This window comes from Streptomyces lunalinharesii, assembly GCF_039532155.1.
Classification (GTDB): domain Bacteria; phylum Actinomycetota; class Actinomycetes; order Streptomycetales; family Streptomycetaceae; genus Streptomyces; species Streptomyces lunalinharesii.
The window spans coordinates 116,577-140,696 of sequence record NZ_BAAARK010000002.1; the positions used below are offsets into that span (position 1 = coordinate 116,577).

Below are 24,120 nucleotides of genomic sequence, written 5' to 3' on the forward strand. Positions count from 1 at the left end.
CACATACGACTAGTAGGAGATGCAGAACCCATGACAGACGCACTCAAGCGCCTCTCCGACGAGGGCGTGGCGATCTGGCTGGACGACCTGTCGCGCAAGCGCATCACGTCCGGCAACCTGGCCGAGCTGATCGACCAGCAGCACGTCGTCGGCGTCACGACCAACCCGTCGATCTTCCAGAAGGCGATCTCCTCGGGCGACGGGTACAGCCCGCAGCTGGCGGACCTCGCGGCCCGCAAGGTCACCGTCGAGGAAGCCATCCGCATGATCACCACGGCGGACGTCCGGGACGCCGCCGACGTGCTGCGCCCGGTCTTCGACGCCACCGGTGGCCAGGACGGCCGGGTCTCCATCGAGGTCGACCCGCGGCTGGCGCACCACACCGTGCCGACCATCGCCGAGGCCAAGCAGCTCGCGTGGCTGGTGGACCGCCCGAACACGCTGATCAAGATCCCGGCCACCAAGGCGGGCCTGCCGGCGATCACCGAGGTGATCGGCCTGGGCATCAGCGTCAACGTCACGCTGATCTTCTCGCTGGAGCGCTACCGCGAGGTGATGGACGCCTACCTCGCCGGTCTGGAGAAGGCCAAGGCCGCGGGCCTGGACCTGTCCGAGATCCGTTCGGTGGCGTCGTTCTTCGTGTCCCGCGTGGACACCGAGATCGACAAGCGCCTGGAGAAGCTCGGCACCGACGAGGCCAAGGCGCTCAAGGGCAAGGCCGCACTGGCCAACGCCCGACTGGCGTACCAGGCGTACGAGGAGGTCTTCTCCTCGGACCGCTGGTCCGCCCTGGACAAGGCGGGCGCCAACAAGCAGCGCCCGCTGTGGGCCTCGACCGGCGTGAAGGACCCCGCGTACAAGGACACCCTGTACGTGGACGAGCTGGTCGCCCCCGGCACGGTCAACACCATGCCCGAGGCCACCCTGCAGGCCACCGGCGACCACGGCCAGATCACCGGCGACACCATCGCCGGCACCTACGCCGCCGCCCAGGCCGACCTCGACGCGCTCGGTGCGCTCGGGATCTCGTACGACGACGTCGTGCAGCTCCTGGAGGACGAGGGCGTGGAGAAGTTCGAGTCGGCGTGGAACGACCTGCTCAAGTCGACCGAGGCGGAACTGGCGCGCCTCGCTCCCTCGGAGGGCTGATCTCCCTTGTCTGGTTCACACGGAGCTAACCCGCTCCGTGACGCCGCAGACCGACGGCTCCCGCGCATCGCGGGGCCGTCGGGCCTGGTCATTTTCGGCGTCACGGGCGATTTGTCCCGTAAAAAGCTGATGCCCGCGGTCTACGACCTGGCGAACCGGGGGCTGCTGCCGCCGGGCTTCTCGCTGGTCGGCTTCGCCCGCCGAGAGTGGGAGGACGAGGACTTCGCGCACGAGGTGTACGAGGCCGTCAAGCAGCACTCCCGCACGCCGTTCCGCGAGGAGGTCTGGCAGCAGCTGGTGCAGGGCTGCCGGTTCGTCCAGGGCAACTTCGACGACGACGAAGCCTTCGAGACGCTCAAGGACACCATCAACGAGCTCGACAAGGCACAGGGCACCGGCGGCAACTTCGCCTTCTACCTGTCGGTGCCGCCGAAGTTCTTCCCCAAGGTCGTCCAGCAGCTCAAGAAGCACGGGCTGGCCGACCAGAAGGAGGACTCCTGGCGCCGCGCGGTCATCGAGAAGCCCTTCGGCCACGACCTGAAGAGCGCCCAGGAGCTCAACCGGATCGTCCACGAGGTCTTCCCGCCCAACGAGGTCTTCCGGATCGACCACTACCTGGGCAAGGAGACGGTCCAGAACATCCTGGCGCTGCGGTTCGCCAACACCATGTTCGAGCCGCTGTGGAACCGCAGCTACGTCGACCACGTGCAGATCACGATGGCCGAGGACATCGGCATCGGCGGCCGGGCCGGCTACTACGACGGCATCGGCGCCGCCCGTGACGTCATCCAGAACCACCTCCTCCAGCTGCTCGCGCTGACCGCCATGGAGGAGCCCGCCTCCTTCGAGGCGGACGCGCTGGTCGCAGAGAAGACCAAGGTGCTGGGTGCCGTCCGGCTGCCCAAGGACCTCGGCAAGGAGACCGTCCGCGCGCAGTACACGTCCGGTTGGCAGGGCGGCGAGAAGGTCGTCGGCTACGTCGAGGAAGACGGCATCGACCCGAAGTCGAAGACCGACACCTACGCCGCGATCAAGCTCGGGATCGACAACCGCCGTTGGGCGGGCGTCCCCTTCTACCTGCGGACCGGCAAGCGCCTGGGCCGTCGGGTCACCGAGATCGCGGTCGTCTTCCAGCGCGCCCCGCACTCCCCGTTCGACCACACCGCCACCGAGGAGCTGGGGCAGAACGCCCTGGTCATCCGGGTGCAGCCGGACGAGGGCGTGACCGTGCGGTTCGGCTCCAAGGTGCCCGGCACCTCGATGGAGGTGCGCGACGTCTCGATGGACTTCGCGTACGGCGAGTCCTTCACCGAGTCCAGCCCCGAGGCGTACGAGCGGCTGATCCTCGACGTGCTGCTCGGCGACGCCAACCTCTTCCCCCGCCTGGAGGAGGTCGAGCTGTCCTGGAAGATCCTCGACCCGATCGAGACCTACTGGGACAAGCACGGCAAGCCCGCGCAGTACCCGGCGGGCACCTGGGGTCCCGACGAGGCAGACGAAATGCTCGCACGAGACGGACGGAGCTGGCGTCGGCCATGAAGATCGATCTGACGGAAACCACGGCCAGCAAGATCAACAAGGCGCTGGTCCAGGGCCGCCGCGCCGTCGGCACCCCGGCCATCGGCATGGTGCTGACCCTCGTCATCGTCACCGACGAGGAGAACGCCTACGACGCCCTGAAGGCCGCCAACGAGGCGTCCCGCGAGCACCCTTCGCGCACCCTCGTCGTCATCAAGCGGGTCAGCCGCTCGCCGCGCGACCGCGCCAAGGCCCGGCTGGACGCCGAGGTGCGGGTCGGCACGGACGCCGGCACCGGCGAGACGGTGGTGCTCCGGCTGTACGGCGAGGCGATCGACCACGCCCAGTCCGTGGTGCTGCCGCTGCTGCTGCCGGACGCCCCGGTGGTGGTCTGGTGGGCGGTCAACGCCCCGCTGGACCCGGCCCAGGACCCGCTCGGCGCGCTGGCGCAGCGCCGGGTCACCGACGCGTACGCCTCCGAGGAGCCCATCCGGGAGCTGTCCGCGCGCGCCGACACCTACACCCCGGGCGACACGGACCTGTCCTGGACCCGGATCACGCCCTGGCGCTCCATGCTGGCGGCGGCGCTGGACCAGTCTCCGTGCACCGTCACCTCGGCCGTGGTCGAGGGCGAGGAGTTCAACCCCAGCTGCGAGCTGCTCGCCATGTGGCTCGCCAGCAGGCTGGACGTGCCGGTCCAGCGCACCGTTTCGGCCGGCCCCGGCCTCACCGCGGTGCGCCTGGAATCCAGTGCCGGAACGATTGTCCTGGACCGTGCGGACGGCTCGCTGGCCACCTTGTCCATGCGCGGTCAGCCGGACCGCGCGGTGGCGCTCAAGCGGCGGGAGACCGCCGAGCTGCTCGCCGAGGAACTGCGCCGGCTCGACCCGGACGACATCTTCGCCGCCGCGCTGAAGTACGGCGTGCAGCGGATCGGCGAGCCGGACGGGCAGCCGGCGACCCCGGCCGCCGACCGGCCGGCGGCCGGCGAGGCCGCGGACGCGGGCGACGCCCCGGCCAAGCCGGCGGCGAAGAAGGCGCCCGCCAAGAAGGCGACCGCCAAGTGAGTGCACCGCAGGTCGTCGTCCACCGCGACAAGGAGCTGATGGCGAAGGCCGCCGCGGCCCGACTGATCACCAAGATCGTCGATGCCCAGTCGGCCCGCGGCACCGCCTCCGTCGTGCTCACCGGCGGGCGCAACGGCAACGGGCTGCTCGCGGCCCTGGCCGAGGCGCCCGCCCGGGACGCGGTCGACTGGTCCCGGCTGGACCTGTGGTGGGGCGACGAGCGGTTCCTGCCGGACGGCGATCCGGAGCGCAACTACACCCAGGCCCGCGAGGTGCTGCTGGACAGCGTCCCGCTGGACCCGGCCCGGGTGCACCCGATGGCGCCCTCGGACGGCCCGCACGGCAACGACGCGGACGCCGCCGCCGAGGCGTACGCGGCCGAACTCGCCGCCGCCGCGGGCCCGGAGCACTACCGGTCCGCGGCCGCCGACGCGGGCGGCGCGGTGCCGTCCTTCGACGTCCTGCTGCTGGGCGTGGGCCCGGACACCCACGTCGCCTCGCTCTTCCCCGAGCTCCCCGCGGTCTACGAGCGGGAGCGGACCGTGGTCGGGGTGCGCGGAGCGCCCAAGCCGCCGCCCACCCGGGTCACGCTGACCCTGCCCGCGATCCGCGCGGCACGGGAGGTCTGGCTGCTGGCGGCCGGCGAGGACAAGGCCAACGCCGCGGCCATCGCGCTGTCCGGCGCCGGCGAGGTGCAGGCGCCGGCCGCCGGGGCGCGCGGCCGCAGCCGGACGCTGTGGCTGCTGGACGAGGCGGCCGCCACCCGGCTGCCGCGCGCCCTCTACCCCCCGGCGTCCTCCTGAGCCGGGCGGCGCCCCGGCCCGCCGGAGCGCCGCGGATGCGCCGATGGCCCCACACCCCGACGGGTGTGGGGCCATCGGCGCATCGCATCAACGCCCGCGCAGCTCGCGGTACTTGGCGACCAGACCGGCCGTGGACGCGTCCAGGCCCGGCACCTCGGCGCCCTCGGTGAGCGCCGGCTCGACGCGCTTGGCCAGGACCTTGCCCAGCTCCACGCCCCACTGGTCGAAGGAGTTGATGTTCCACACCGCGCCCTGGACGAACACCTTGTGCTCGTAGAGCGCGATCAACTGGCCCAGCACCGACGGGCTCAGCTCCGACGCCAGGATCGTGGTGGTGGGGTGGTTGCCCCGGAAGGTGCGGTGCGGCACCAGTTCCTCGGCGACGCCCTCGGCGCGCACCTCGTCGGCGGTCTTGCCGAACGCCAACGCCTGGCCCTGCGCGAGGAGGTTGGCCATCAGCAGGTCGTGCTGGCCGACCAGGTGCGGCTGGAGGTCCTCGACCGGCCGGGCGAAGCCGAGCAGGTCCGCGGGGATCGTCTTCGTGCCCTGGTGGAGCAGCTGGTAGTACGCGTGCTGGCCGTTGGTGCCGGGGGTGCCCCAGACCACCGGGCCGGTCTGCCAGTCCACCGGCCGGCCCTCGCGGTCCACGGACTTGCCGTTGGACTCCATGTCCAACTGCTGGAGGTAGGCGGTGAACTTGGAGAGGTAGTGGCTGTAGGGCAGCACGGCGTGCGACTGGGCGTCCCAGAAGTTGCCGTACCAGATGCCCAACAGGCCCAGCAGCAGCGGGGCGTTCTCCTCCGGCGGGGCGGTGCGGAAGTGCTCGTCGACGAGGTGGAAGCCGGCCAGCATCTCGCGGAACCGCTCCGGACCGATCGCGATCATCAGCGACAGGCCGATGGCGGAGTCGAACGAGTAGCGGCCGCCGACCCAGTCCCAGAACTCGAACATGTTGTCGGTGTCGATGCCGAACTCGGCGACCTTCTCGGCATTGGTCGACAGCGCCACGAAGTGCTTGCTGACCGCCTCCTGGCCGGCCCCGAGGCCGGTCAGCAACCAGTCCCGGGCGGAGGTGGCGTTGGTGATGGTCTCGATCGTGGTGAAGGTCTTCGACGCGACGATGAACAGCGTCTCGGCCGGGTCCAGATCGCGCACCGCCTCGTGCAGGTCGGCACCGTCCACGTTGGAGACGAAGCGGAACTGCATGTCCCGGTGGGTGTAGGCGCGCAGCGCCTCGTAGGCCATCGCGGGGCCCAGGTCCGAGCCGCCGATCCCGATGTTGACGACCGTCTTGATGCGGCGGCCGGTGTAGCCCTTCCAGTCGCCGGAGCGGACCCGGTCGGCGAAGGTCGACATCCGCGTCAGGACGTGCTGCACGGCGGGAACGACGTTCTCCCCGTCGGTCACGATGGCCGCCGAGCCCGGTGCGCGCAGCGCGGTGTGCAGCACGGAGCGGTGCTCGGTGATGTTGATCTTCTCGCCGCGGAACATCGCGTCCCGCAGCTCGGCCACGCCGGTCGCCGCCGCCAGTTCGCGGAGCAGCCGCAGGGTCTCGTCGGTGACCAGGTGCTTGGAGTAGTCCAGGTGCAGGTCGCCGACCTGGAGGGTCAGCCGCCCGGCGCGCGAGGGGTCCTTGTCGAACAGCTCGCGCAGGTGCACCTCCCCCATCTGCTCGCGGTGCTTGCTCAACGCGGTCCACTCAGGCATGTGGTCGAGCCTGCCGCGGCCTTCTGCGTTCATTTCGGACATCAGCCTTCTTCGTCTCGTAGCGGCCCCGCCGTCCTCCAACCTAATTGATCAGGGCGCGGTATGAGGTATCTGTCCCCCGTTGGACGGGGTGCCGTCGCCGCCCCGAACAACCGGTGCCAGCACCACCGTCCCCGCCCCCAACAACACGGCCGCCACCAGCACCGGGGAGTTGGGCCCCCACGCCACCGCGGCCCCGCCGCCCAGCAGCGCACCCACCGGGGTCCCGGCGATCGAGACCGTGCGGAAGGCGGCGCTGATCCGCCCCAGCATCGCCTCCGGGGCGCGCTGCTGCACCACCGTGGTCTCCAGGACGTTCCACACCGTGCCGGCGAAGCCGAACAGGGCCAGCGCCAGGGCCGCGGTCCACAGCACACGCACCGTGCCGAACCCCACCAGCACCACGGTCTGCACCGCGCCGGCCAGCAGCACCGTGCGCAGCTGCCCGCCGAGAGCGGCGACGACCCGGCCCGCCAGCAGGCCACCGAGCACCGTGCCGGCCCCGTACCCCGTCGTCACGGCGACGTAGCCGAAGTCCCCCGAGCCCAGCCAGTCCTTGACGACCACGACGAGTTCGGCGATCAGCGCGCCGAGGCCGACGTTGCCCAGCGCCACCGACAGGCAGAAACCCCGCAGCACCCGGTCACCGCGCAACCCCCTTAGCCCCTCGGCGATTTCCCGCCGCAGGGTGCGCCCGGCGACGGCCCGCGGACGGGGCGGCGCACCGGTGCGCAACGAGGCCACCAGCGCGGCGGCGAGCAGGTACGTCGCCGCGTCGGCCAGGAAGGGCAGCGCGACGCTCACCCCCATCAGCACCGGCGCCACCGGTCCCCCGACGAACCGTCTGACGACCTCCTGGCCGGTCATCAGACGGGCGTTGGCGGTGGTCAACACCGCCCTGGGCACCACCGTCGGCAGCAGGGCCGTGGCGGCGTTGTCGAAGAGCGTCTGGAGGGTTGTGAGCGCGAAGGCCAGCGCCAGCAACAGCCCGATGCCGGCCGCGCCCGCCGCCACCGCCAGCGCGAAACCCGCCATCAGCAGCCCGCGCAGCAGGTCCACCGCCCACATCGCCCGCCGCTGGTCGACCCGGTCGGCGACCGCGCCGCCGAGCAACCCGAAGAGCAGCCACGGAGCGAAGCCGCAGGCGGTGACCAGCGCGATCAGCAGCGGATCGGCGGTCAACGCGTGGGCGAGCAGCGGGAGGGCGGTGCCCCGCAGCGCGTCGCCGAAGGCGGAGACGACGGCGGCGCTCCACAGCCGGCCGAAGCCGCCGCCCCCGAAGCGGCCGTCAACTCCCGCCGCGCCACCCGCCACCGTCCGCGCCATCGTCGCCCCCGTACCGCGCCCGGCGGTCCCCGCGCGGGACCCGCCTGCCAGAAACCGTACGGTCGACCACTGACATCGGGCCTGGGGCAACCTCCCCATCACGGGCCTCAGATGGCCGCCGGCCCGTCCCCGGCGCCACGTGGCGGGCCCGACAACGTGAGCGGCCCGGCCGGAAGGGGAGCGGTGTCCCTTCCGGCCGGGCCGGTCGTGCTCGGCAGTGCGCTGCGGTGCGGTCAGATCTCGCCGCGGAGTTTGGCGAGCGCCTCGGCCAGGATCGCCTCGCCGTCGGCGTCGCTGCGGCGCTCCCGGACGTAGGCGAGGTGCGTCTTGTACGGCTCGGTACGCGGCGGGTCCGGCGGGCTGTCCCGGTCCTTGCCGGCCGGGAAACCACAACGGGGGCAGTCCCAGGTGTCCGGCACCTGGGCATCGCCGGCGAAGCTGGGCTGCGTCTCGTGCCCGTTGGAGCACCAGAAGGAGATGCGGATGCGCGGTGCGGACTCGCCGCGCTCGGCCTCCCCCATCGGCCCCGCCCCGACCCGACTTCCTCGGATCGCGTTGCCACTTGCCACGGTCGTAACTCCCTGCGTAATGGTGCCGCGTGCTCTCACAGCAGCTGCGCTGCGGGCGCCCCAGTCTACGTAAGGCCCAACGCGCGTCCAGTGACACGAGTTACCGTCCCGGGACGCTGCCTTCATGATAGGCCGCGTCCCCGACGGTATGTCAGCTGCCGAGCTTCATCAGGATGCCGAGCACGACGATGCAGGCGAACCAGAGCAGAGCGATCACGATCGTGATGCGGTCGAGGTTGCGCTCGGCGACGGAGGAGCCGCCGACCGAGGACTGCATGCCGCCACCGAACATGTCGGACAGACCGCCGCCCTTCCCCTTGTGCATGAGCACCAACATCATCAGCAGCACGCTGAAGACGATGAGGGCGATCGAGAACCCGATGACCACGGCTGGACCAACTCTCTGAGGACTGTCGGACGGAACGCGCCAGCCGTCCGATGGTGCCGGACGGAGCAGGGCCGGGCGGTGCGCACGACACCGGACCCGGCCCTGACAGGGTACGACGGGCCGAGCCCGTCGTCATAGCTGCTACTGATCGCGGAAGCGGACGATCTTCACGAATTCGTCCGCGTCCAGAGCGGCGCCGCCGATCAGGGCGCCGTCCACGTCCGGCTGCGCCATGATCGCCGCGACGTTGCCGGACTTGACCGAGCCGCCGTACTGGATGCGGACCTTGTCGGCCAGCTCCTGGCTGTAGAGCTCGGCGAGGCGGCCGCGGATGGCACCGCAGACCTCCTGCGCGTCCTCGGGCGTGGCGACCTCGCCGGTGCCGATGGCCCACACCGGCTCGTAGGCGATCACGATCGTCTCGGCCTGCGCGGCCGGGACGTCCTTCAGGCCGCCGTCGACCTGGGCGAGGGTGTGCGCGACCTGGTTGCCGGCCTTGCGGACGTCCAGGCCCTCGCCGACGCACAGGATCGGGGTCAGACCGTGCTGGAACGCAGCCTTGACCTTGGCGTTGCAGATCTCCTCGTCCTCGCCGTGGTACTGGCGGCGCTCGCTGTGGCCGACGGCCACGTAGCTGCACTTGAGCTTGGCCAGCATGGCGCCGGAGATCTCGCCGGTGTAGGCGCCGGAGTCGTGCGCCGACAGGTCCTGGGCGCCGTACTTGATCTTGAGCTTGTCGCCGTCGACGAGGGTCTGCACCGAGCGCAGATCGGTGAAGGGCGGCAGGACCGCGACCTCCACCTGGTCGAAGTCCTTGTCGCTGAGGGCGAAGGCGAGCTTCTGGACGTGGGCGATGGCCTCGAGGTGGTTGAGGTTCATCTTCCAGTTGCCCGCCATCAGCGGGGTGCGGTCACTCACGGTTGTTCAGTCCTCCAGAGCGGCGAGGCCGGGGAGCGTCTTGCCTTCGAGGTACTCGAGGCTGGCGCCACCACCGGTCGAAATGTGGCCGAAAGCATTCTCGTCGAAGCCGAGCAGGCGCACCGCGGCGGCCGAGTCACCGCCGCCGACGACGGTGAAGGCGTCCGCGTCGAGCAGCGCCTGCGCAACGGCCTTGGTGCCGTTCGCGTAGTCGGGGTGCTCGAAGACGCCCATCGGGCCGTTCCAGAAGACGGTGCCCGCGTCGGCGAGCTTCGCGGCGTAGAGCTCGCGGGTCTTCGGTCCGATGTCCAGGCCCTCCTTGTCGGCCGGGATGGCGTCCGAGGCGACGAGGTCCGGGTGGGCCGGGGCCTTGGTCTTCAGGTCCGGGAAGTCGGCCGAAACCAGTACGTCGGCGGGGAGCACGAACTCCACGCCGCGCTTCTCGGCCTCCGCCAGGTACTCCAGGCAGACCGGGATCTGGTCCTTCTGCAGCAGCGAGATGCCGACCTCGTGGCCCTTGGCCGCCAGGAAGGTGTACGCCATGCCGCCGCCGATCAGGATGCGGTCGGCCTTCTTGAGCAGGTTGTCGATGACGCCGAGCTTGTCGGAGACCTTGGCGCCGCCGAGCACCACCACGTAGGGGCGCTTGACGTCCTCGGTGAGCTTCTTGAGCACGCCGACCTCGGTGGCGATCAGGTCGCCGGCGGCGTGCGGCAGCCGCTCGGGAAGGTCGAAGACCGAGGCGTGCTTGCGGTGCACGGCACCGAAGCCGTCGCCGACGTAGAGGTCGGCGAGCTGGGCGAGCTGGTCGGCGAAGGCGCCGCGCTCGGCGTCGTCCTTGCTGGTCTCGCCCGCGTTGAAGCGGAGGTTCTCCAGGACGGCCACCTGGCCGTCGGCGAGCTGCGAGGTCACGGAACGGGCGGACTCGCCGACCGTGTCGGTGGCGAATGCCACGTCCTGGCCGAGAAGTTCGCCGAGCCGCCGGGCCGCGGGAGCCAGCGAGAAGGCGGGGTCCGGGGCACCCTTGGGACGACCCAGGTGGGAGGCGACGATCACCTTGGCGCCGGCCGCGGCCAGCTTGGCGATGGTCGGCTGGACGGCGCGGATCCGACCGTCATCGGTGATGGCGGTGCCGTCCAGCGGAACGTTGAGATCAGCGCGGACGAAGACCCGCTTGCCTGCGACGCCATCCTGGATCAGGTCGTCGATCGTCTTCATATGAAGTGAACTCCGTTGTAGTCCGTCATGGGACGGGGCCCGTACGACGCGTTGCCGCGCCCTACGAGCCCCGTCCACACATTCCGGTGCCTTGGGTGACGTCAGGCAGTGATCAGAGCTGGCCGCCGACGAAGACGGTGAGGTCCACCAGACGGTTGGAGTAGCCCCACTCGTTGTCGTACCAGCCGACGATCTTGACCTGGTTGCCCTGCGCCATCGTAAGGGAGGAGTCGAACGTGCAGGAGGCCGGCCAGTTGACGATGTCCGAGGAGACGATCGGGTCCTCGGTGTACTCCAGGATGCCCTTGAGCTGACCCTCGGCGGCCTTCTGGAAGGCGGCGTTGATCTCGTCCTTGCTGACCTCGCGGTCGAGTTCCAGGACGAGGTCGGTGACCGAGCCGGTGGGGACCGGGACGCGCATGGCGATGCCGTCCAGCTTGCCCTTGAGCTGCGGGAGGACCAGGGCGGTGGCCTTGGCGGCACCCGTCGAGGTCGGGATGATGTTCTCCGCGGCGGCCCGGGCACGGCGCAGGTCCGAGTGCGGGAAGTCCAGGATGCGCTGGTCGTTGGTGTACGCGTGGACCGTGGTCATCATGCCCTTGACGATGCCGAAGCTCTCGTCGACAACCTTGGCCATCGGCGCCACGCAGTTGGTGGTGCAGGACGCGTTGGAGATGACGTGGTGGTTGGCCGCGTCGTACTTGTCCTGGTTGACGCCCATCACGATGGTGATGTCCTCGCCCTTGGCGGGCGCGGAGATGAGCACCTTCTTGGCGCCGGCGGCCAGGTGCTTGGCGGCGTCGTCGCGCTTGGTGAAGATGCCGGTCGACTCGATGACGATGTCGGCGCCCAGCTCACCCCAGGGGAGGTTGGCGGGGTCGCGCTCGGCCATCGTCTTGAAGGTCTGGTCGCCGACCGTGATGGAGTCGTCGGTGTGGCTGACGTCCTGCTTCAGCCGACCCAGGATGGTGTCGTACTTCAGCAGGTGGACCAGGGTGGCGTTGTCGGTCAGGTCGTTGACACCGACGATCTCGATGTCCGCACCCTGCTCCAGGAGCGCGCGGAAGTAGTTACGACCAATGCGGCCGAATCCGTTGATGCCTACGCGGATCGTCACGAACCGATCTCCTCGTTGGTACGCCGGTTTTGGATACCGGCGAGCTGTATGGGCTGTCCCCGACCGCCTACGACCCTACCCCCTAGAAGAGACGTACGTGACATTGACATCGGCGCCCAAAGGTGCTCAGGTGAGCGGCTTCGAGCCCCTCTGACGCCGACCGGTGCGCACCGGATCGCGCCGCCCACACGCACGCGCCCCCGACACCCGAGTGCGGGTGCCGGGGGCGCGGGGGACCGGGCCGTCGCGGTCAGCTGACCATGCCGTCCGCGAGCTCCTCGGTGAGGTTGGACTCGGTGCCCGGGATGCCCAGGTCCTGGGCCCGCTTGTCGGCCATCGCGAGCAGCCGCCGGATCCGACCGGCGACCGCGTCCTTGGTCAGCGGCGGGTCGGCCAGCGCGCCCAGCTCCTCCAGGGACGCCTGCTTGTGCTCCATCCGCAGCCGGCCGGCGGCGGCGAGGTGCTCGGGGACCTCCTCGCCGAGGATCTCCAGGGCGCGCTGCACCCGGGCGCCGGCGGCGACCGCGGCCCGCGCCGAGCGGCGGAGGTTGGCGTCGTCGAAGTTGGCGAGGCGGTTGGCGGTGGCCCGCACCTCGCGTCGCATCCGCCGCTCCTCCCACGCCAGCACCGACTCGTGGGCGCCGAGCCGCGTCAGCAGCGCGCCGATCGCGTCACCGTCCCGGACGACGACGCGGTCCACGCTGCGCACCTCGCGGGCCTTGGCGCCGATGCCGAGCCGGCGGGCCGCGCCGACCAGGGCGAGGGCGGCCTCGGGGCCGGGGCAGGTGACCTCCAGGGAGGACGAGCGGCCGGGCTCGGTCAACGAGCCGTGGGCCAGGAACGCGCCGCGCCACGCGGCTTCGGCGTCGCAGGTCGCGCCGGAGACCACCTGCGGGGGCAGTCCGCGGATCGGCCGGCCACGGCCGTCGACCAGGCCGGTCTGGCGGGCCAGCTGGTCACCGCCGGCCACCACGCGGACCACGAAGCGGCTGCCGCGCCGCAGCCCGCCGGGGGCCATCACCACCAGGTCGGAGGAGTGCCCGAAGATCTCCAGGATGTCCTTGCGGAGCCGGCGGGCGGCGATGCCCGTGTCGAGCTCCGCCTCGATCACAATGCGGCCGCTGACCAGGTGCAGACCACCCGCGAACCGCAGGATCGACGAGACCTCCGACTTCCGGCAGCAGGTCCGGGTGACGGGGAGCCGGGAAATCTCGTCCTTCACCGCAGCCGTCATCGCCATGGGCCGATCCTTCCATGCATCCGAAAAATACGGTCGTACGCGGCTGCCAGCAGCTCCGGATCGTGCCGGTCGGGGGCTCCCCCGGCACCGGGCCGGGCGTCGTCTCCGCGGGCCGCGACCGCGGCCAGCTCGACCTCGCTGCCGACCAGCTGCTTGGCGGCAGCGGTCAGACCGTCGATGTCGGGCACCGCGGCCTCGTCGGCCAGCACCACGTCGAAGGCGAGTTTAGGGGCGTGTCGGGCCAAAACCTCCAAATGACGCTGCGGGGAGAAGCCGTCGGTTTCGCCCGGTTGGGGCGCGAGGTTGAGCGAGAGCACCTTCCGCGCCTTGGTCTCCTCCAGGGCGATGCGCAGTTCGGGCACGAGCAGGTGCGGGATGACCGAGGAGAACCACGAACCGGGGCCCAACACCACCCAGTCGGCGTCGCGGACCGCGGCCACCACCTCGGGGACGGCCGGCGGGTCCTCGGGAACGACGTGCACCGACTGCACCTCACCGCAGGTCAGGGCGACCGTGGCCTGGCCGCGGACCGTGCTGATCTCGTCCGGGTGATCCTGGTCCAGCCCCTTGACCTGGGCCTGGAGTTCCAGTGGCACCGCCGACATGGGCAGCACCCGGCCGTGCGCGCCGAGCAGCTTGCCGACCAGGTCCAGCGCCTGAACGTGGTCGCCGAGCTGCTCCCACAGCGCGACGATCAGCAGATTGCCCACCGCGTGGTCGTGGAGTTCGCCCTCGCTCTCGAAGCGGTGCTGGATCACCCGGGACCAGGTCTGGCCCCAGTCGTCGTCACCGCAGAGCGCGGCCAGGGCCTTGCGCAGGTCGCCCGGGGGCAGCACGCCCAGCTCGTCGCGGAGCCGGCCGCTGGAGCCGCCGTCGTCGGCGACGGTGACCACGGCCGTCAGGTCCCGGGTGATGCGGCGCAGCGCGGCGAGCGAGGCGGACAGGCCCATGCCGCCGCCGAGCGCCACCACCTTGGGAGTGGCGCCCTTGGTCGCGCGGACGCTGGGGACGAATCGGCGGACCCGGCGCAGCCGTGGCGTGCGGGAGGTCACTCGCGCCCCATGTCCCGGTGCACGACGACCGTTTCGACGCCCTCGGCGATGAGTCGGCGGGCCAGCTTCTCGGACATCGCGACGCTGCGGTGCTTGCCTCCGGTACAGCCGACGGCGACGGTCACGTAGCGCTTGCCCTCGCGGCGGTAGCCGGCCGCGACCAGGCGCAGCAGCTCGGTGTAGCCGTCCAGGAACTCCTTGGAACCGGGCTGGTTGAAGACGTACTGGGAGACCTCTTCGTTCAGACCGGTGAAGGGGCGCAGCTCGGGGACCCAGTGCGGGTTGGGGATGAAGCGGCAGTCGACGACCATGTCGGCGTCGACCGGCAGGCCGTACTTGAAGCCGAAGGACATGACCGTGGCGCGCAGCTCGGGGACCTCCTCGCCGGCGAACTGGGCGTCGAGCTTGGCGCGGAGTTCGTGGACGTTGAGGCTGGAGGTGTCGATGACCAGGTCGGCGTCGCCGCGCAGCTCGCGCAGCAGGTCGCGCTCGGCGGCGATGCCGTCGACGATCCGGCCGTCGCCCTGGAGGGGGTGCGGGCGGCGGACCGACTCGAAGCGGCGCACCAGGGCCTCGTCGGAGGACTCCAGGAAGACGATGCGGCGCTTGACGTTCTGCGCGTCGAGGGTGGCCAGCGACTCCTTGAGGTTGGCGAAGAAGCGGCGGCCGCGGACGTCGACGACCACGGCGATCTTGGCGACGTTGCCCTGGGAGCGGGCGCCCAGCTCGACCATCGGGGGGATCAGCTCGGGCGGGATGTTGTCGACCACGAACCAGCCGAGGTCCTCCAGGCACTTCGCCGCCGTGCTGCGGCCGGCGCCGGACATGCCGGAGATGATCACCAGCTCGGGGATCGCGGCGCTCTCGCCCTGGTCGGCTTCGCGCATCGTGCCCGTACTCACCTGTGCACCGTCTCTCTCGGGTTCCTGCGTGTCGTGCGGTGTGCTCATCGGTCCTGCCCCCGTTCTGCCGGCAACGCGGCCGGTGGGGCCCCGTCATCCTCAATGATCTCTCCTGTGGCGGTGTTCACCGCGGGGGCGGACGGGGGTGCGGTGGCCAGTGCCGCGGCGACCGTCTCGGCCGTCTTGCGGCCGACGCCCGGGACCTGGCAGATCTCGTCCACCGTGGCGGCCCGCAGCTTCTTCAGCGAGCCGAAGTGCTTCAGCAGGGCCTGCCGGCGGGTCTCGCCGAGGCCGGGGACGGCGTCCAGCGGGGAGGACTTCAGCCGCTTGCCGCGCTTGTTGCGCTGGTAGGTGATGGCGAAGCGGTGTGCCTCGTCGCGGACCCGCTGGAGGAGGTAGAGCCCCTCGCTGCTGCGGGGGAGCACCACCGGGTCGTCCTCGCCGGGCAGCCAGACCTCTTCCAGCCGCTTGGCCAGGCCGCAGACCGCGACGTCGTCGATGCCCAGCTCGTCCATGGCCCGGCGGGCGGCGGCGACCTGGGGGGCGCCGCCGTCGACGACCACCAGCTGGGGCGGGTAGGCGAACCGCTTGGGGCGGCCCTCCTCGTCGGTGAGGCGGTCGGCGGAGTCGGTCGGTTCGGTCGGGTCGACGGGGTCGACGGCGGTGGTCGGGTCCATCGCGGCATCCGCGGTGAGGGTCCCGACGGGCTCTCCGGCGGCCCCTTCCTCGCCCCACTCCCCCGACTTCTGCTTCTCCTGGAGGTAGCGCCTGAAGCGGCGGCCGATGACCTCGTGCATGGAGCGCACGTCGTCCTGGCCCTCGCCGTGCCACACCTGGGTGTCGCCGATCCGGCCCTTGATCTGGAAGCGGCGGTACTCGCTCTTCCTGGCGAGGCCGTCCTCGAAGACCACCATGGAGGCCACGACGTCCTCGCCCTGGAGGTGCGAGATGTCGAAGCACTCGATGCGCAGCGGGACGGTGTCCAGGTCGAGGGCCTGGGCGATCTCCTCCAGGGCGCGGGAGCGGGTGGTCAGGTCGGAGGCGCGCTTGGTCTTGTGCAGCGCGAGCGCCTGCTGGGCGTTGCGCGCGACCGTGGCCATGAGGTCCTTCTTGTCGCCGCGCTGCGGGATGCGCAGCGAGACCTGCGCGCCGCGGCGCTGGGTGAGCCACTGGGTGACCGGCTCGACCGGCTCGGGCAGCGCCGGGACCAGGACCTCCTTGGGGACCGCGTCGCCCTGCTCCTCGCCGTAGAGCTGCTGGAGGGCGTGCTCGACCAGACCGGCGGTGGTGACCGCCTCGACCTTGTCGGTGACCCAGCCGCGCTGGCCGCGCACCCGACCGCCGCGGACGTGGAAGATCTGCACGGCGGCTTCGAGTTCGTCCTCGGCGAGGGCGATCAGGTCGGCGTCGGTGGCGTCGGCGAGCACCACCGCGCTCTTCTCCATCGCGCGCTTGAGCGCGCCTATGTCGTCCCGCAGGCGGGCGGCGCGCTCGTACTCCATCTCCTCGGCGGCCTCCTGCATCCCGTGCTCCAGGCGGCGGAGGTGGGCGCCGGTGCGGCCGGCCATGAAGTCGCAGAACTCCTCGGCGAGTTCGCGGTGCTCCTCGGGGGAGACCCGGCCGACGCAGGGGGCCGAGCACTTGCCGATGTAGCCGAGCAGGCAGGGGCGGCCGATCTGGGCGGAGCGCTTGAAGACGCCGGCGGAGCAGGTCCGCACGGGGAAGACCCGCAGCAGCAGGTCGACGGTCTCGCGGATGGCCCAGGCGTGGGCGTACGGGCCGAAGTAGCGCACGCCCTTCTTCTTGGCGCCGCGCATCACCTGGACGCGCGGGAACTCCTCGCCCAGGGTCACCGCGAGGTACGGATAGCTCTTGTCGTCGCGGTACTTGACGTTGAACCGGGGGTCGAACTCCTTGATCCAGCTGTACTCCAGCTGGAGCGCCTCGACCTCGGTGGAGACGACGGTCCACTCGACCGAGGCGGCGGTGGTGACCATCGTGCGCGTGCGCGGGTGGAGTCCGGCCAGGTCCTGGAAGTAGTTGGCCAGGCGCTGGCGCAGGCTCTTGGCCTTGCCCACGTAGATGACCCGGCCGTGCTCGTCGCGGAACTTGTAGACCCCCGGCGAGTCGGGGATCTGTCCCGGCTTGGGTCGATAGCTGCTGGGGTCTGCCATGCCCACCACCCTACTGACCGCCACCGACAATCAGGGCCGTGGCGACGGAGCCCGGCCCCCCGCCAACCGGTGAACGGGGCGGAAGGACGGGCTCCGGTGGGGCGGCGGCCGGTCAGCGGTTGCGGCGCCGGCGCACCGCCGCCGCGGCCGACAGGCCGAGGGCGAGCAGGGCGCCGGCGCCGGCCACGGTCGTGGCGGCGGTCACCGCCCCGTTCGCGCCGTCCGCGGTGGCGTCGGCGGTGGCCGCGGCGTCCGCCGCGAGCGGGTGGGGCGCACGGCCGGTGTCGTCGGCCGGTGCCGTCCCGGGCCCGAAGCCGCCGGCCTCGCCGCGCTTGTCGTAGGCGGAGCCGGGCAGCTTGTCGCCGTACGCCTTGGTGACCCGCTCCTGGTAGGCGGCGACGGTGGTGCCCCGCGCGCCCACGGCCTTGCGGGCCGCGTCGTCCAGGGGCTCGATGCGGTCGCCGCGCTGGACGTACCAGGCGTCGATCTGCGGCTCGTGGAAAACCGTTCCGCCACCGCTGGCGGCACCGGCCGCGGCGTAGCGGGTCTCGTCGTCGCCGCTGGCGATGTTGACGACCTTCCAGCCGGCGCCCTTGTGCGCGGTCCACACCGAGGCCGTGCGGCCGTCGGCGGCGACCGCCTTGCTGGCCATGAACTCCATCCTGGCGACCGGGGTGCCGGCCCGGCCGCGGACGAAGTCGGGCGACAGGACGTAGACCGGCACGGTGCCGCCCTCGACGTGCGCGGCGTTGCGGGCCGGGGCGGCGAGGGAGGCGGCACCGCCGGTGCGGGCACCGCCCTTGGCCGGGACGGTGGCGAAGAAGCGGGCCAGGGTGTCCAGGGTCGCGGTGGAGGCGGCCGCGGCGCGGGCGGCGGCGACGGCGGCGCGCGGCGGAGCCGGCGGCGCGGGCACGTCGGCGGCCAGCGCGGTGAGCGGGGCGAGGCCCAGGAAGGCCGCGGCGAGCGTGCCCGTGGCGACGGCGCGGGCGGCGGTGCGCTTGGTCATGGCCTCAGGCTCCTATCCGGTAGAGGGAGTGCGTCCAGGAGAAGGAGCTGCCGTTCACGTAGTTGTCGAAGTCGCCCCAGTTGTACCGGTTGTTGGTGGCCCAGGGGTCGCCCCAGTACACCCAGTTCCGGGCGGCGTCGTAGCCGTAGATGACGTGCATGTGGCCGCCGCCGGACGACCACTCGATGCGGCTCTCGACGGGGCGCTTGGCGTTGATCTCGCTCTGCACCGTGGCGTAACGAAGCCAACCGGTCACATATGAGCCAGGATTGATGCCCATCCAGTCAAGTGCGTTCTGCACGTTTCCCAGCGTGGCCTGGTTGTTGGGGCAGGTGCTGGTCTGCTGGCGGTTGAAGGCGGCGTTGCAGAACTGGTTCTGGCTGTAGTTCTTGCCGTACCAGGTCGCGATGGTGTTGCCCGAGGCCGCCCAGCACCAGTTGGTCTTCTCCTGGGCCTGCATGTTGATGTCCAGGCGGTTGGCGGCCTGTACGGCGGCGCCGGCGGGCTGGGGGGTCGCATGGGCGGCCCCCGGGAGCGCGGTCAGCGCCACTGCGGCGAGCACGGCCGCCGACAGCCGTCTGCCGCGCCGACGGCGGGTGCGAAGGGATGGGGACATGGCGTTCCTCCCGGTCATGGGGTGAGGGGGGGAGAGGAGCGCATCCGGATGCTGTTGAGGAGCATCAGGTGTTGTCGCAGGCAGGTCAACACGCTTCAATGCCAGGTGACATGGGGGTGTGGACGGACGGGCCCGGAAGTGAACGGCCGGCGCCCGGCGTCCTGCAGTGACGAGGCGGGGAGAGCGCGCGCCGTGCGTTCCAGTTGTGAACGTTCACCCCGTGCGCCGGAGGATTGAGGTAATGGCACAGAACACTCCCGATACGATGGAAAACCTTCCGGTTTCGGCCGAGTTGGCGCAACTCCTGCGGACCGGCCCGTTCCACCTCGCCCTGCGCAGCGCGCTCACCGCACGCGGCCTCGCCCTCACCCGCGTCCAGCACAAGCTCGCCCAGCGCGGCATCACCATCGGGGTCACCAGCCTCAGCTACTGGCAGCAGGGGGCCCGACGCCCGCAGCGCCCCGAGTCGCTGCGCGCGGTCCGCGCCCTGGAGGACGTCCTCGGGCTGCCCGACCGCTCGCTGCACCGACTCCTGGTGCCCGAGGGCGGCGCCCGCCCGGAGACCGAACGCCCGCCGGCCCGCTCCTACCGCTCCCTGGTCGCCCCGGCCGACTGCCTCCAACAGCTCTTCGCCGAGCTGGAGACCCCGGTGGACGGCGGCGTGCACACGATCGGCCACCACGAGCGGGTGCGGATCGGGGCCCGGCGCGAGCTGAGCGAACGGGAGTCGCTCCAGGTGGTGCGCGCCCACCGGGACGGGGTGGACCGCTACGTCGCCATCCACCGCGGCGACAGCGGCTGCGACCCGTCCCGGGTGCGGGTCAGGGCGCTGGAGAACTGCCGGCTGGGGCGGGTGCGCGGGAACGCGGAGAACGGCGTGGTCGTCGCCGAGCTGCTCTTCGACACCCGGCTGCGGGCCGGCGACACCCACGTCTTCGGCTACGCCTTCGAGGACGGCAGCGGGGGCCCCAGCTCCGAGTACGTGCGCGGCTTCAGCTTCGCCGGCGGCCAGTACGTCCTTCAGGTGCGGTTCGACGAGGGGGCGCTGCCGGTGCGCTGCCGCCGCTTCGCCCAGGCGTCGGCCGGCGCCCCGCGCACCGGCCAAGAGGAGCTGACGTTGGGCGGGCGGCACCACGGGGTGCACGTGGTGGAGCAGGGCGTGCGGCAGGGAATCCTGGGGATCTCCTGGGACTGGGGGTGAAGCGGGCGGCGGGCGCCGCCTCAGCCCGCCACCAGCTTGTCGCCCTTGACCTTGACCGGGACCTCCTCCAGGGGGCTGGACGCCGGGCCCTGGGCGACCTTGCCGGTGGCCACCTCGAAGTGGCTGCCGTGCAGCGGGCAGACGGCCTGCCCCTTCTCGATCTTGTTCAGCGTCCCGCCCATGTGCGTGCAGATGGCGCTGAAGCACTTGAACTCGCCCTTGGTGGGCTGCGAGACCAGCAGCCGCTGCGCGGCGTAGAGCTTGGCGCCGCCGACCGGCACCTCCGCGGCCGGGCCCAGCTCCACCGGCGCGTCCGAGGACGGCCGGGCGCCCGAGCCCTGCTCCCCCGCGGCACAGGCGGCGGCGCCGAAGCAGGCGATGCCGGCGAGCGCGGCACCGCGCAGCACGGTCCGACGGTCCGGGGACGCACTCATGGGGTACCTCCAGGTCAGTGGGCGGCGTCGGCCCCTGACGATACCGGGGGGCGCCGGCCGCCCGGCCGGCGGTCCACCCCGCCGGCCAACAGCTCCGCCTCGATCTCCTCCAGGCTGCGGCCCTTGGTCTCCGGCAGCAGCCGCTGGACGAAGAGGAACGCCAGCAGCGTCGTCCCGGCGAAGAAGCAGAAGTTGATCCCGGCACCCCAGGCGTGCAGCAGCGAGGGGAAGACCAGCGCCACCACCATGTTGAACAGCCAGTTGAACAACACGCACAGGCTGACCGCGGCGGCCCGGATCCGCATCGGGAACAGCTCCGGCAGCATCACCCACTGCACCGGCCCCCAGGAGACCGCGAACGACGCGATGTAGAGCCCGATCCCGAGCAGGGTGAGCGCGGACAGCAACGGCCCGTAGCCGAGCCCGGACAGGTTGGTGACGGCGAGCACCACCATCGCCGCGCACATGCCCAGCGCCCCGGTCCGCAGCAGCGGCTTGCGGCCCAGCCGGTCGATCAGCCGCATCGCCGGCAGCGTCATCACCATGTTGAGCAGGCCGATGCCGACGTTGGCCAGGATGGCGCCGCTCGGGCCGAACCCGATGTCGGTGAGCAGGGTCGGCGCGTAGTAGATGATCGTGTTGATGCCGACGAAGTTCTGGAAGAACACCAGCAGCATCCCGACCGTGAACACCCCTCGCAGCTGCGGCGACAGCAGCCGGCGCAGGCTCAGCGGCTCGCCGGCCCCCCGTTCCGCGCGCTCGGTCCGCTCGATCTCGGCCAGCTCCTCGCCCGCCGTCGCGGCGTCCCCGCGCAGCCGGGTCAGCACCTCGCGGGCCTGCCCGCCCCGGCCCTTGCTCACCAGCCAGCGCGGGCTCTCCGGCTGGGTGACGATGCCCAGCGCCAGCACCGCGGCCGGGACCACGCCCAGACCGATCATCCAGCGCCAGGCCCCGGAGCCGGCGAGCAGGTAGTCGGTGACGTAGGCGACGAAGATGCCGACGGTCACCAGCAGCTGCATCAACGAGGTCAGCCCGCCGCGCAGGTGCTTGGGCGCGAGTTCGGTGAGGTAGAGCGGGACGACGACGGAGGCGATGCCGACGCCCACGCCGAGCACGAAGCGGAACGCGATCAGCATGGCCGCCCCGGTGGCGCAGGCCGCGCCGAGCGTGCCGAGGATGAAGACCGCGGAGGCGGCCAGGATCAGCCGGCGGCGCCCCCAGGAGTCCGAGAGCCGCCCCGCGAGGCCCGCGCCGAGCATCGCCCCCACCAGGAGGCCGGAGACGACCAGGCCCTCCAGGAGCGGGGTGAGTGCGATGTCCTGCTTGAGGAAGAGCATGGCGCCGGAGATGACGCCGGTGTCGTAGCCCCAGAGGATGCCCCCGAGGGCGCCGAAGACCCAGATCAGCGCGTTCTTGACGGTTGCGGGCACCGCGCTCAGCCCTTCTGGGGGGCGATGTGGATCTTGCGCCCGGTGCCGGCCCGGAAGCGGGCCACCGCCTCGTCGAAGTCGTCCAGGCCGTAGACGTCGGAGACCAGCGAGTCGACCGGCACTCCGCCGAGGCCCGCGGCCAACAGGTCGATGGCGGGCTGGAAGCTGTTGTGCACCGCCATCGAGCCGATGATGTCGATCTCCTGGCTGTAGACGCGGTACGGCGAGACGGACACCGCGCGGGCCGGGTCGGCGACGCCGAACTGGAGGAACGTACCGCCGCGGCGCACCCGCCCCAGACCGTCCTCGATGGCCGCGACCACTCCCGTCGCGTCGATGACCACCTCGAAACCGGGCGCCCGGTCGAGGGCGTCGGCGTCGGTCACCGCCGCGTCCACGCCGAAGGACCGGGCGAACGCCAGCCGTTCCTCGTTGAGGTCGACGACGGAGACCGAGCCGGCCCCCGCGGTCCGCACCAGCGCGGCCATCAACAGGCCCATGGTGCCCGCGCCGTAGATCAGGTAGTGCTCGCCGGGGCGGCGCGGCAGCCGGTTGAGGCCGTGCACCGCGCAGGACAGCGGTTCGACGAGGCCGGCGGCGGCCTCCGAGAGGTGCGCGGGCAGCACGTAGCAGCAGCGGGCCGGCACGGCGACCAGTTCGGCGAAGCCGCCGGCCCGGGTGACGCCGATCGCGGTGTAGTCCTCGCAGAGGTTGCCGCGGCCGATCCGGCAGTAGTGGCAGGCGCCGCACGGCATGTTGGGGTCGACCGCGACCCGCTCGCCGACCGCCCGGTCCCGCACCGCCGCACCCACCGCGACGATCTCGCCGGTCAACTCGTGCCCGGGGACCAACGGGTAGCCGACCACCGGGAGTTCGCCGCCGAGGACGTGCATGTCCGTGCCGCACAGCCCGCAGGACGTGACCCGCACGACCACCTCGTCGGGTTCCGGGCGGGGGTCGGGCAGTTCGGTGACAGCGGTGGTGCCCCGAAGGCCCGGTGCGGTGACCACGAGAGCGCGCATCGGCGCCTCCTCACGACGTCGTGCGAGTTCGATGGCGGGGACACTACAGAAAAACCGCCGGGACGTAAACGCTTGCGCAAGCGTTTACGTTTGGTCCGTCGGCGACGTACTGTGATGGACTGCGACGGACCGGCACGGAGGCCGTCCGCCGGGATCCGGAGCACGGTGCACCGGGGCGTCGGGAGGAAGAGCCGGATGACGACGATGGTCGATGTGGCGCGGCGCGCGGGCGTCTCCGTCGCCACGGTCTCGCACGTGGTGAACGACACCCGGCCGGTGCGCCCGGACACCCGGGCCGCGGTGCTGGCCGCCATCGAGGACCTCGGCTACACCCACAACACCCTCGCCCGTTCCCTGGTCACCGCCCGCACCCGCTCCATCGGCCTGGCGGTCTCCGCGATCAGCAACCCGTACTTCACCGAGATCCTCCAGGGCGTCGAGGCCGGCGCCCTGGAGGCCGGCTACAGCCTGCTGATCGCCGATCCGCACGACGATCCGCAGCACGAGCGCAAGGTCGTCCAACTGCTCCACGAGCGGCGGGTGGACGGCATGATCGTCGCCCCCTCCGCCCAACCGACCGAACTGATCGACTACGTGACCCGGCGCCGGGTCCCCACGGTCTTCCTCGACCGGCTGGTCGGCGACGGCTTCGACCAGGTCTGCGCCGAGAGCGCCGGACCGGTCCGCCGGCTCGTCGAGCACCTGGCCGACCTGGGCCACACCCGGATCGGCCTGGTCGCGGGGCTGCCCGGGCTCAGCACCACCACCGAACGGGTCGAGGGCTACCGCGCCGGGCTGCGCGCCCGTGGACTGCCCCTCGCGCCCGAGCTGTTGGCGGGCGGCAACTCCGAGGCGGAGGGCGCCCAGGACGCCACCCGCCACCTGCTCGCCGCGCCGGAGCCGCCCACCGCGATCATCACCGCCAACAACGCGATGACCATCGGCGCGCTCCAGGCACTGCGCGGCCTGGGCCTGGAGGTGCCCCGGGACATCGCGCTGGCCTGCTTCGACGACTTCTCCTGGGCCGACCTCTTCACCCCCAGGCTGACCGCGATCGCCCAGCCCAGCAAGGAGCTCGGAGCCGCGGCGGTCCGGCTGCTGCTGGCGCGGCTGGACGATCCGGCCCGACCGCCGCGCACCGTCCGGCTGCCCTGCACCTTCGTGCACCGCACCTCGTGCGGCTGCCCCGAGACCGCTTAGCGGCCGTCCGGTGGGCCGGGCCCC

General features: G+C 71.7%; 22 protein-coding genes. 6 read left to right on the forward strand and 16 right to left on the reverse strand.

The window, feature by feature from the left end:
* The first annotated feature begins 30 nt into the window (after positions 1-30).
* From tal to pgl, 4 genes are read left to right on the forward strand one after another with little or no spacing between them, the layout of a single operon-like run.
* Positions 31-1,149: a transaldolase gene (tal, locus tag ABD385_RS04590; RefSeq protein ID WP_344573631.1), complete on the forward strand. Its 1,119-nt coding sequence runs from the start codon at positions 31-33 to the stop codon at positions 1,147-1,149.
* A 6-nt stretch (positions 1,150-1,155) separates the two neighbouring features.
* Positions 1,156-2,688: a glucose-6-phosphate dehydrogenase gene (gene zwf / locus ABD385_RS04595; RefSeq protein ID WP_344573632.1), complete on the forward strand. Its 1,533-nt coding sequence runs from the start codon at positions 1,156-1,158 to the stop codon at positions 2,686-2,688.
* The gene (gene opcA, locus ABD385_RS04600) at positions 2,685-3,734 is read left to right on the forward strand and encodes a glucose-6-phosphate dehydrogenase assembly protein OpcA (protein WP_344573633.1); all 1,050 of its coding nucleotides are present in this window, start codon (positions 2,685-2,687) and stop codon (positions 3,732-3,734) included. The genes zwf and opcA overlap by 4 nt, the downstream gene beginning before the upstream one ends.
* Positions 3,731-4,537, forward strand: a complete 807-nt coding sequence (pgl, locus tag ABD385_RS04605) for a 6-phosphogluconolactonase (RefSeq protein ID WP_344573634.1) — start codon at positions 3,731-3,733, stop codon at positions 4,535-4,537. Before opcA ends, pgl begins: the two co-directional genes overlap by 4 nt.
* Before the next feature lie 87 nt (positions 4,538-4,624).
* Here pgl and pgi read toward each other — a convergent pair whose 3' ends face one another.
* From pgi to ABD385_RS04670, 13 genes are all read right to left on the reverse strand, one after another.
* A complete protein-coding gene (gene pgi / locus ABD385_RS04610) occupies positions 4,625-6,277 on the reverse strand; it encodes a glucose-6-phosphate isomerase (protein WP_344573635.1) in 1,653 nt (550 codons plus the stop codon).
* A gap of 57 nt (positions 6,278-6,334) precedes the next feature.
* Positions 6,335-7,609, reverse strand: coding sequence for an MFS transporter (locus ABD385_RS04615; protein WP_344573636.1), 1,275 nt, complete (start codon positions 7,607-7,609; stop codon positions 6,335-6,337).
* Between the two features lie 233 nt (positions 7,610-7,842).
* Positions 7,843-8,178, reverse strand: a complete 336-nt coding sequence (locus tag ABD385_RS04620) for an RNA polymerase-binding protein RbpA (protein WP_016578660.1) — start codon at positions 8,176-8,178, stop codon at positions 7,843-7,845.
* A 151-nt stretch (positions 8,179-8,329) separates the two neighbouring features.
* On the reverse strand, positions 8,330-8,566 hold the full coding sequence (gene secG / locus ABD385_RS04625; protein WP_344573637.1) for a preprotein translocase subunit SecG: 237 nt from the start codon (positions 8,564-8,566) through the stop codon (positions 8,330-8,332).
* 141 nt (positions 8,567-8,707) lie between these two features.
* Positions 8,708-9,484: a triose-phosphate isomerase gene (tpiA, locus tag ABD385_RS04630; RefSeq protein WP_344573639.1), complete on the reverse strand. Its 777-nt coding sequence runs from the start codon at positions 9,482-9,484 to the stop codon at positions 8,708-8,710.
* 6 nt (positions 9,485-9,490) lie between these two features.
* Positions 9,491-10,702: a phosphoglycerate kinase gene (locus ABD385_RS04635; protein WP_344573640.1), complete on the reverse strand. Its 1,212-nt coding sequence runs from the start codon at positions 10,700-10,702 to the stop codon at positions 9,491-9,493.
* Between the two features lie 112 nt (positions 10,703-10,814).
* Positions 10,815-11,819: a type I glyceraldehyde-3-phosphate dehydrogenase gene (gap, locus tag ABD385_RS04640; RefSeq protein WP_344573641.1), complete on the reverse strand. Its 1,005-nt coding sequence runs from the start codon at positions 11,817-11,819 to the stop codon at positions 10,815-10,817.
* A 250-nt stretch (positions 11,820-12,069) separates the two neighbouring features.
* The gene (gene whiA, locus ABD385_RS04645) at positions 12,070-13,059 is read right to left on the reverse strand and encodes a DNA-binding protein WhiA (RefSeq protein WP_344573643.1); all 990 of its coding nucleotides are present in this window, start codon (positions 13,057-13,059) and stop codon (positions 12,070-12,072) included.
* Complete coding sequence (locus tag ABD385_RS04650; protein WP_344573644.1) at positions 13,050-14,111, reverse strand: gluconeogenesis factor YvcK family protein; 1,062 nt, start codon at positions 14,109-14,111, stop codon at positions 13,050-13,052. The genes whiA and ABD385_RS04650 overlap by 10 nt, the downstream gene beginning before the upstream one ends.
* A complete protein-coding gene (rapZ, locus tag ABD385_RS04655; protein ID WP_344573646.1) occupies positions 14,108-15,061 on the reverse strand; it encodes an RNase adapter RapZ in 954 nt (317 codons plus the stop codon). Before rapZ ends, ABD385_RS04650 begins: the two co-directional genes overlap by 4 nt.
* The gene (gene uvrC / locus ABD385_RS04660) at positions 15,058-17,187 is read right to left on the reverse strand and encodes an excinuclease ABC subunit UvrC (RefSeq protein WP_344573647.1); all 2,130 of its coding nucleotides are present in this window, start codon (positions 17,185-17,187) and stop codon (positions 15,058-15,060) included. The genes rapZ and uvrC overlap by 4 nt, the downstream gene beginning before the upstream one ends.
* 112 nt (positions 17,188-17,299) lie before the next feature.
* Positions 17,300-18,193, reverse strand: coding sequence for a hypothetical protein (locus ABD385_RS04665; protein ID WP_344573648.1), 894 nt, complete (start codon positions 18,191-18,193; stop codon positions 17,300-17,302).
* 4 nt (positions 18,194-18,197) lie between these two features.
* On the reverse strand, positions 18,198-18,809 hold the full coding sequence (locus ABD385_RS04670; RefSeq protein ID WP_344573649.1) for a papain-like cysteine protease family protein: 612 nt from the start codon (positions 18,807-18,809) through the stop codon (positions 18,198-18,200).
* A 241-nt stretch (positions 18,810-19,050) separates the two neighbouring features.
* Between ABD385_RS04670 and ABD385_RS04675 the strand changes: the two genes are divergently transcribed.
* The gene (locus ABD385_RS04675) at positions 19,051-20,010 is read left to right on the forward strand and encodes a hypothetical protein (RefSeq protein ID WP_344573650.1); all 960 of its coding nucleotides are present in this window, start codon (positions 19,051-19,053) and stop codon (positions 20,008-20,010) included.
* 20 nt (positions 20,011-20,030) lie between these two features.
* Here ABD385_RS04675 and ABD385_RS04680 read toward each other — a convergent pair whose 3' ends face one another.
* The 3 genes from ABD385_RS04680 to ABD385_RS04690 are packed head-to-tail and all read right to left on the reverse strand — an operon-like array spanning position 20,031 to position 22,896.
* Positions 20,031-20,444, reverse strand: coding sequence for a Rieske (2Fe-2S) protein (locus ABD385_RS04680; protein WP_344573651.1), 414 nt, complete (start codon positions 20,442-20,444; stop codon positions 20,031-20,033).
* Between the two features lie 14 nt (positions 20,445-20,458).
* The gene (locus ABD385_RS04685) at positions 20,459-21,874 is read right to left on the reverse strand and encodes a sugar porter family MFS transporter (RefSeq protein ID WP_344573652.1); all 1,416 of its coding nucleotides are present in this window, start codon (positions 21,872-21,874) and stop codon (positions 20,459-20,461) included.
* Between the two features lie 5 nt (positions 21,875-21,879).
* Positions 21,880-22,896, reverse strand: a complete 1,017-nt coding sequence (locus ABD385_RS04690; RefSeq protein WP_344573653.1) for a zinc-dependent alcohol dehydrogenase family protein — start codon at positions 22,894-22,896, stop codon at positions 21,880-21,882.
* A 195-nt stretch (positions 22,897-23,091) separates the two neighbouring features.
* Here ABD385_RS04690 and ABD385_RS04695 point away from each other — a divergent pair, with 195 nt between their 5' ends.
* A complete protein-coding gene (locus tag ABD385_RS04695) occupies positions 23,092-24,096 on the forward strand; it encodes a LacI family DNA-binding transcriptional regulator (protein ID WP_344573654.1) in 1,005 nt (334 codons plus the stop codon).
* Positions 24,097-24,120: the final 24 nt, after the last annotated feature.

Bases quoted from the DNA above. Each gene is read 5' to 3' on its own strand.
- tal (WP_344573631.1), top strand. From the start codon at position 31: ATGACAGACGCACTCAAGCGCCTCTCCGACGAGGGCGTGGCGATCTGG.
- opcA (WP_344573633.1), top strand. From the start codon at position 2,685: ATGAAGATCGATCTGACGGAAACCACGGCCAGCAAGATCAACAAGGCG.
- pgi (WP_344573635.1), bottom strand. From the start codon at position 6,277: ATGAACGCAGAAGGCCGCGGCAGGCTCGACCACATGCCTGAGTGGACC.
- ABD385_RS04615 (WP_344573636.1), bottom strand. From the start codon at position 7,609: ATGGCGCGGACGGTGGCGGGTGGCGCGGCGGGAGTTGACGGCCGCTTC.
- ABD385_RS04635 (WP_344573640.1), bottom strand. From the start codon at position 10,702: ATGAAGACGATCGACGACCTGATCCAGGATGGCGTCGCAGGCAAGCGG.
- whiA (WP_344573643.1), bottom strand. From the start codon at position 13,059: ATGGCGATGACGGCTGCGGTGAAGGACGAGATTTCCCGGCTCCCCGTC.
- rapZ (WP_344573646.1), bottom strand. From the start codon at position 15,061: ATGAGCACACCGCACGACACGCAGGAACCCGAGAGAGACGGTGCACAG.
- uvrC (WP_344573647.1), bottom strand. From the start codon at position 17,187: ATGGCAGACCCCAGCAGCTATCGACCCAAGCCGGGACAGATCCCCGAC.
- ABD385_RS04665 (WP_344573648.1), bottom strand. From the start codon at position 18,193: ATGACCAAGCGCACCGCCGCCCGCGCCGTCGCCACGGGCACGCTCGCC.
- ABD385_RS04670 (WP_344573649.1), bottom strand. From the start codon at position 18,809: ATGTCCCCATCCCTTCGCACCCGCCGTCGGCGCGGCAGACGGCTGTCG.
- ABD385_RS04675 (WP_344573650.1), top strand. From the start codon at position 19,051: ATGGCACAGAACACTCCCGATACGATGGAAAACCTTCCGGTTTCGGCC.
- ABD385_RS04680 (WP_344573651.1), bottom strand. From the start codon at position 20,444: ATGAGTGCGTCCCCGGACCGTCGGACCGTGCTGCGCGGTGCCGCGCTC.
- ABD385_RS04690 (WP_344573653.1), bottom strand. From the start codon at position 22,896: ATGCGCGCTCTCGTGGTCACCGCACCGGGCCTTCGGGGCACCACCGCT.
- ABD385_RS04695 (WP_344573654.1), top strand. From the start codon at position 23,092: ATGACGACGATGGTCGATGTGGCGCGGCGCGCGGGCGTCTCCGTCGCC.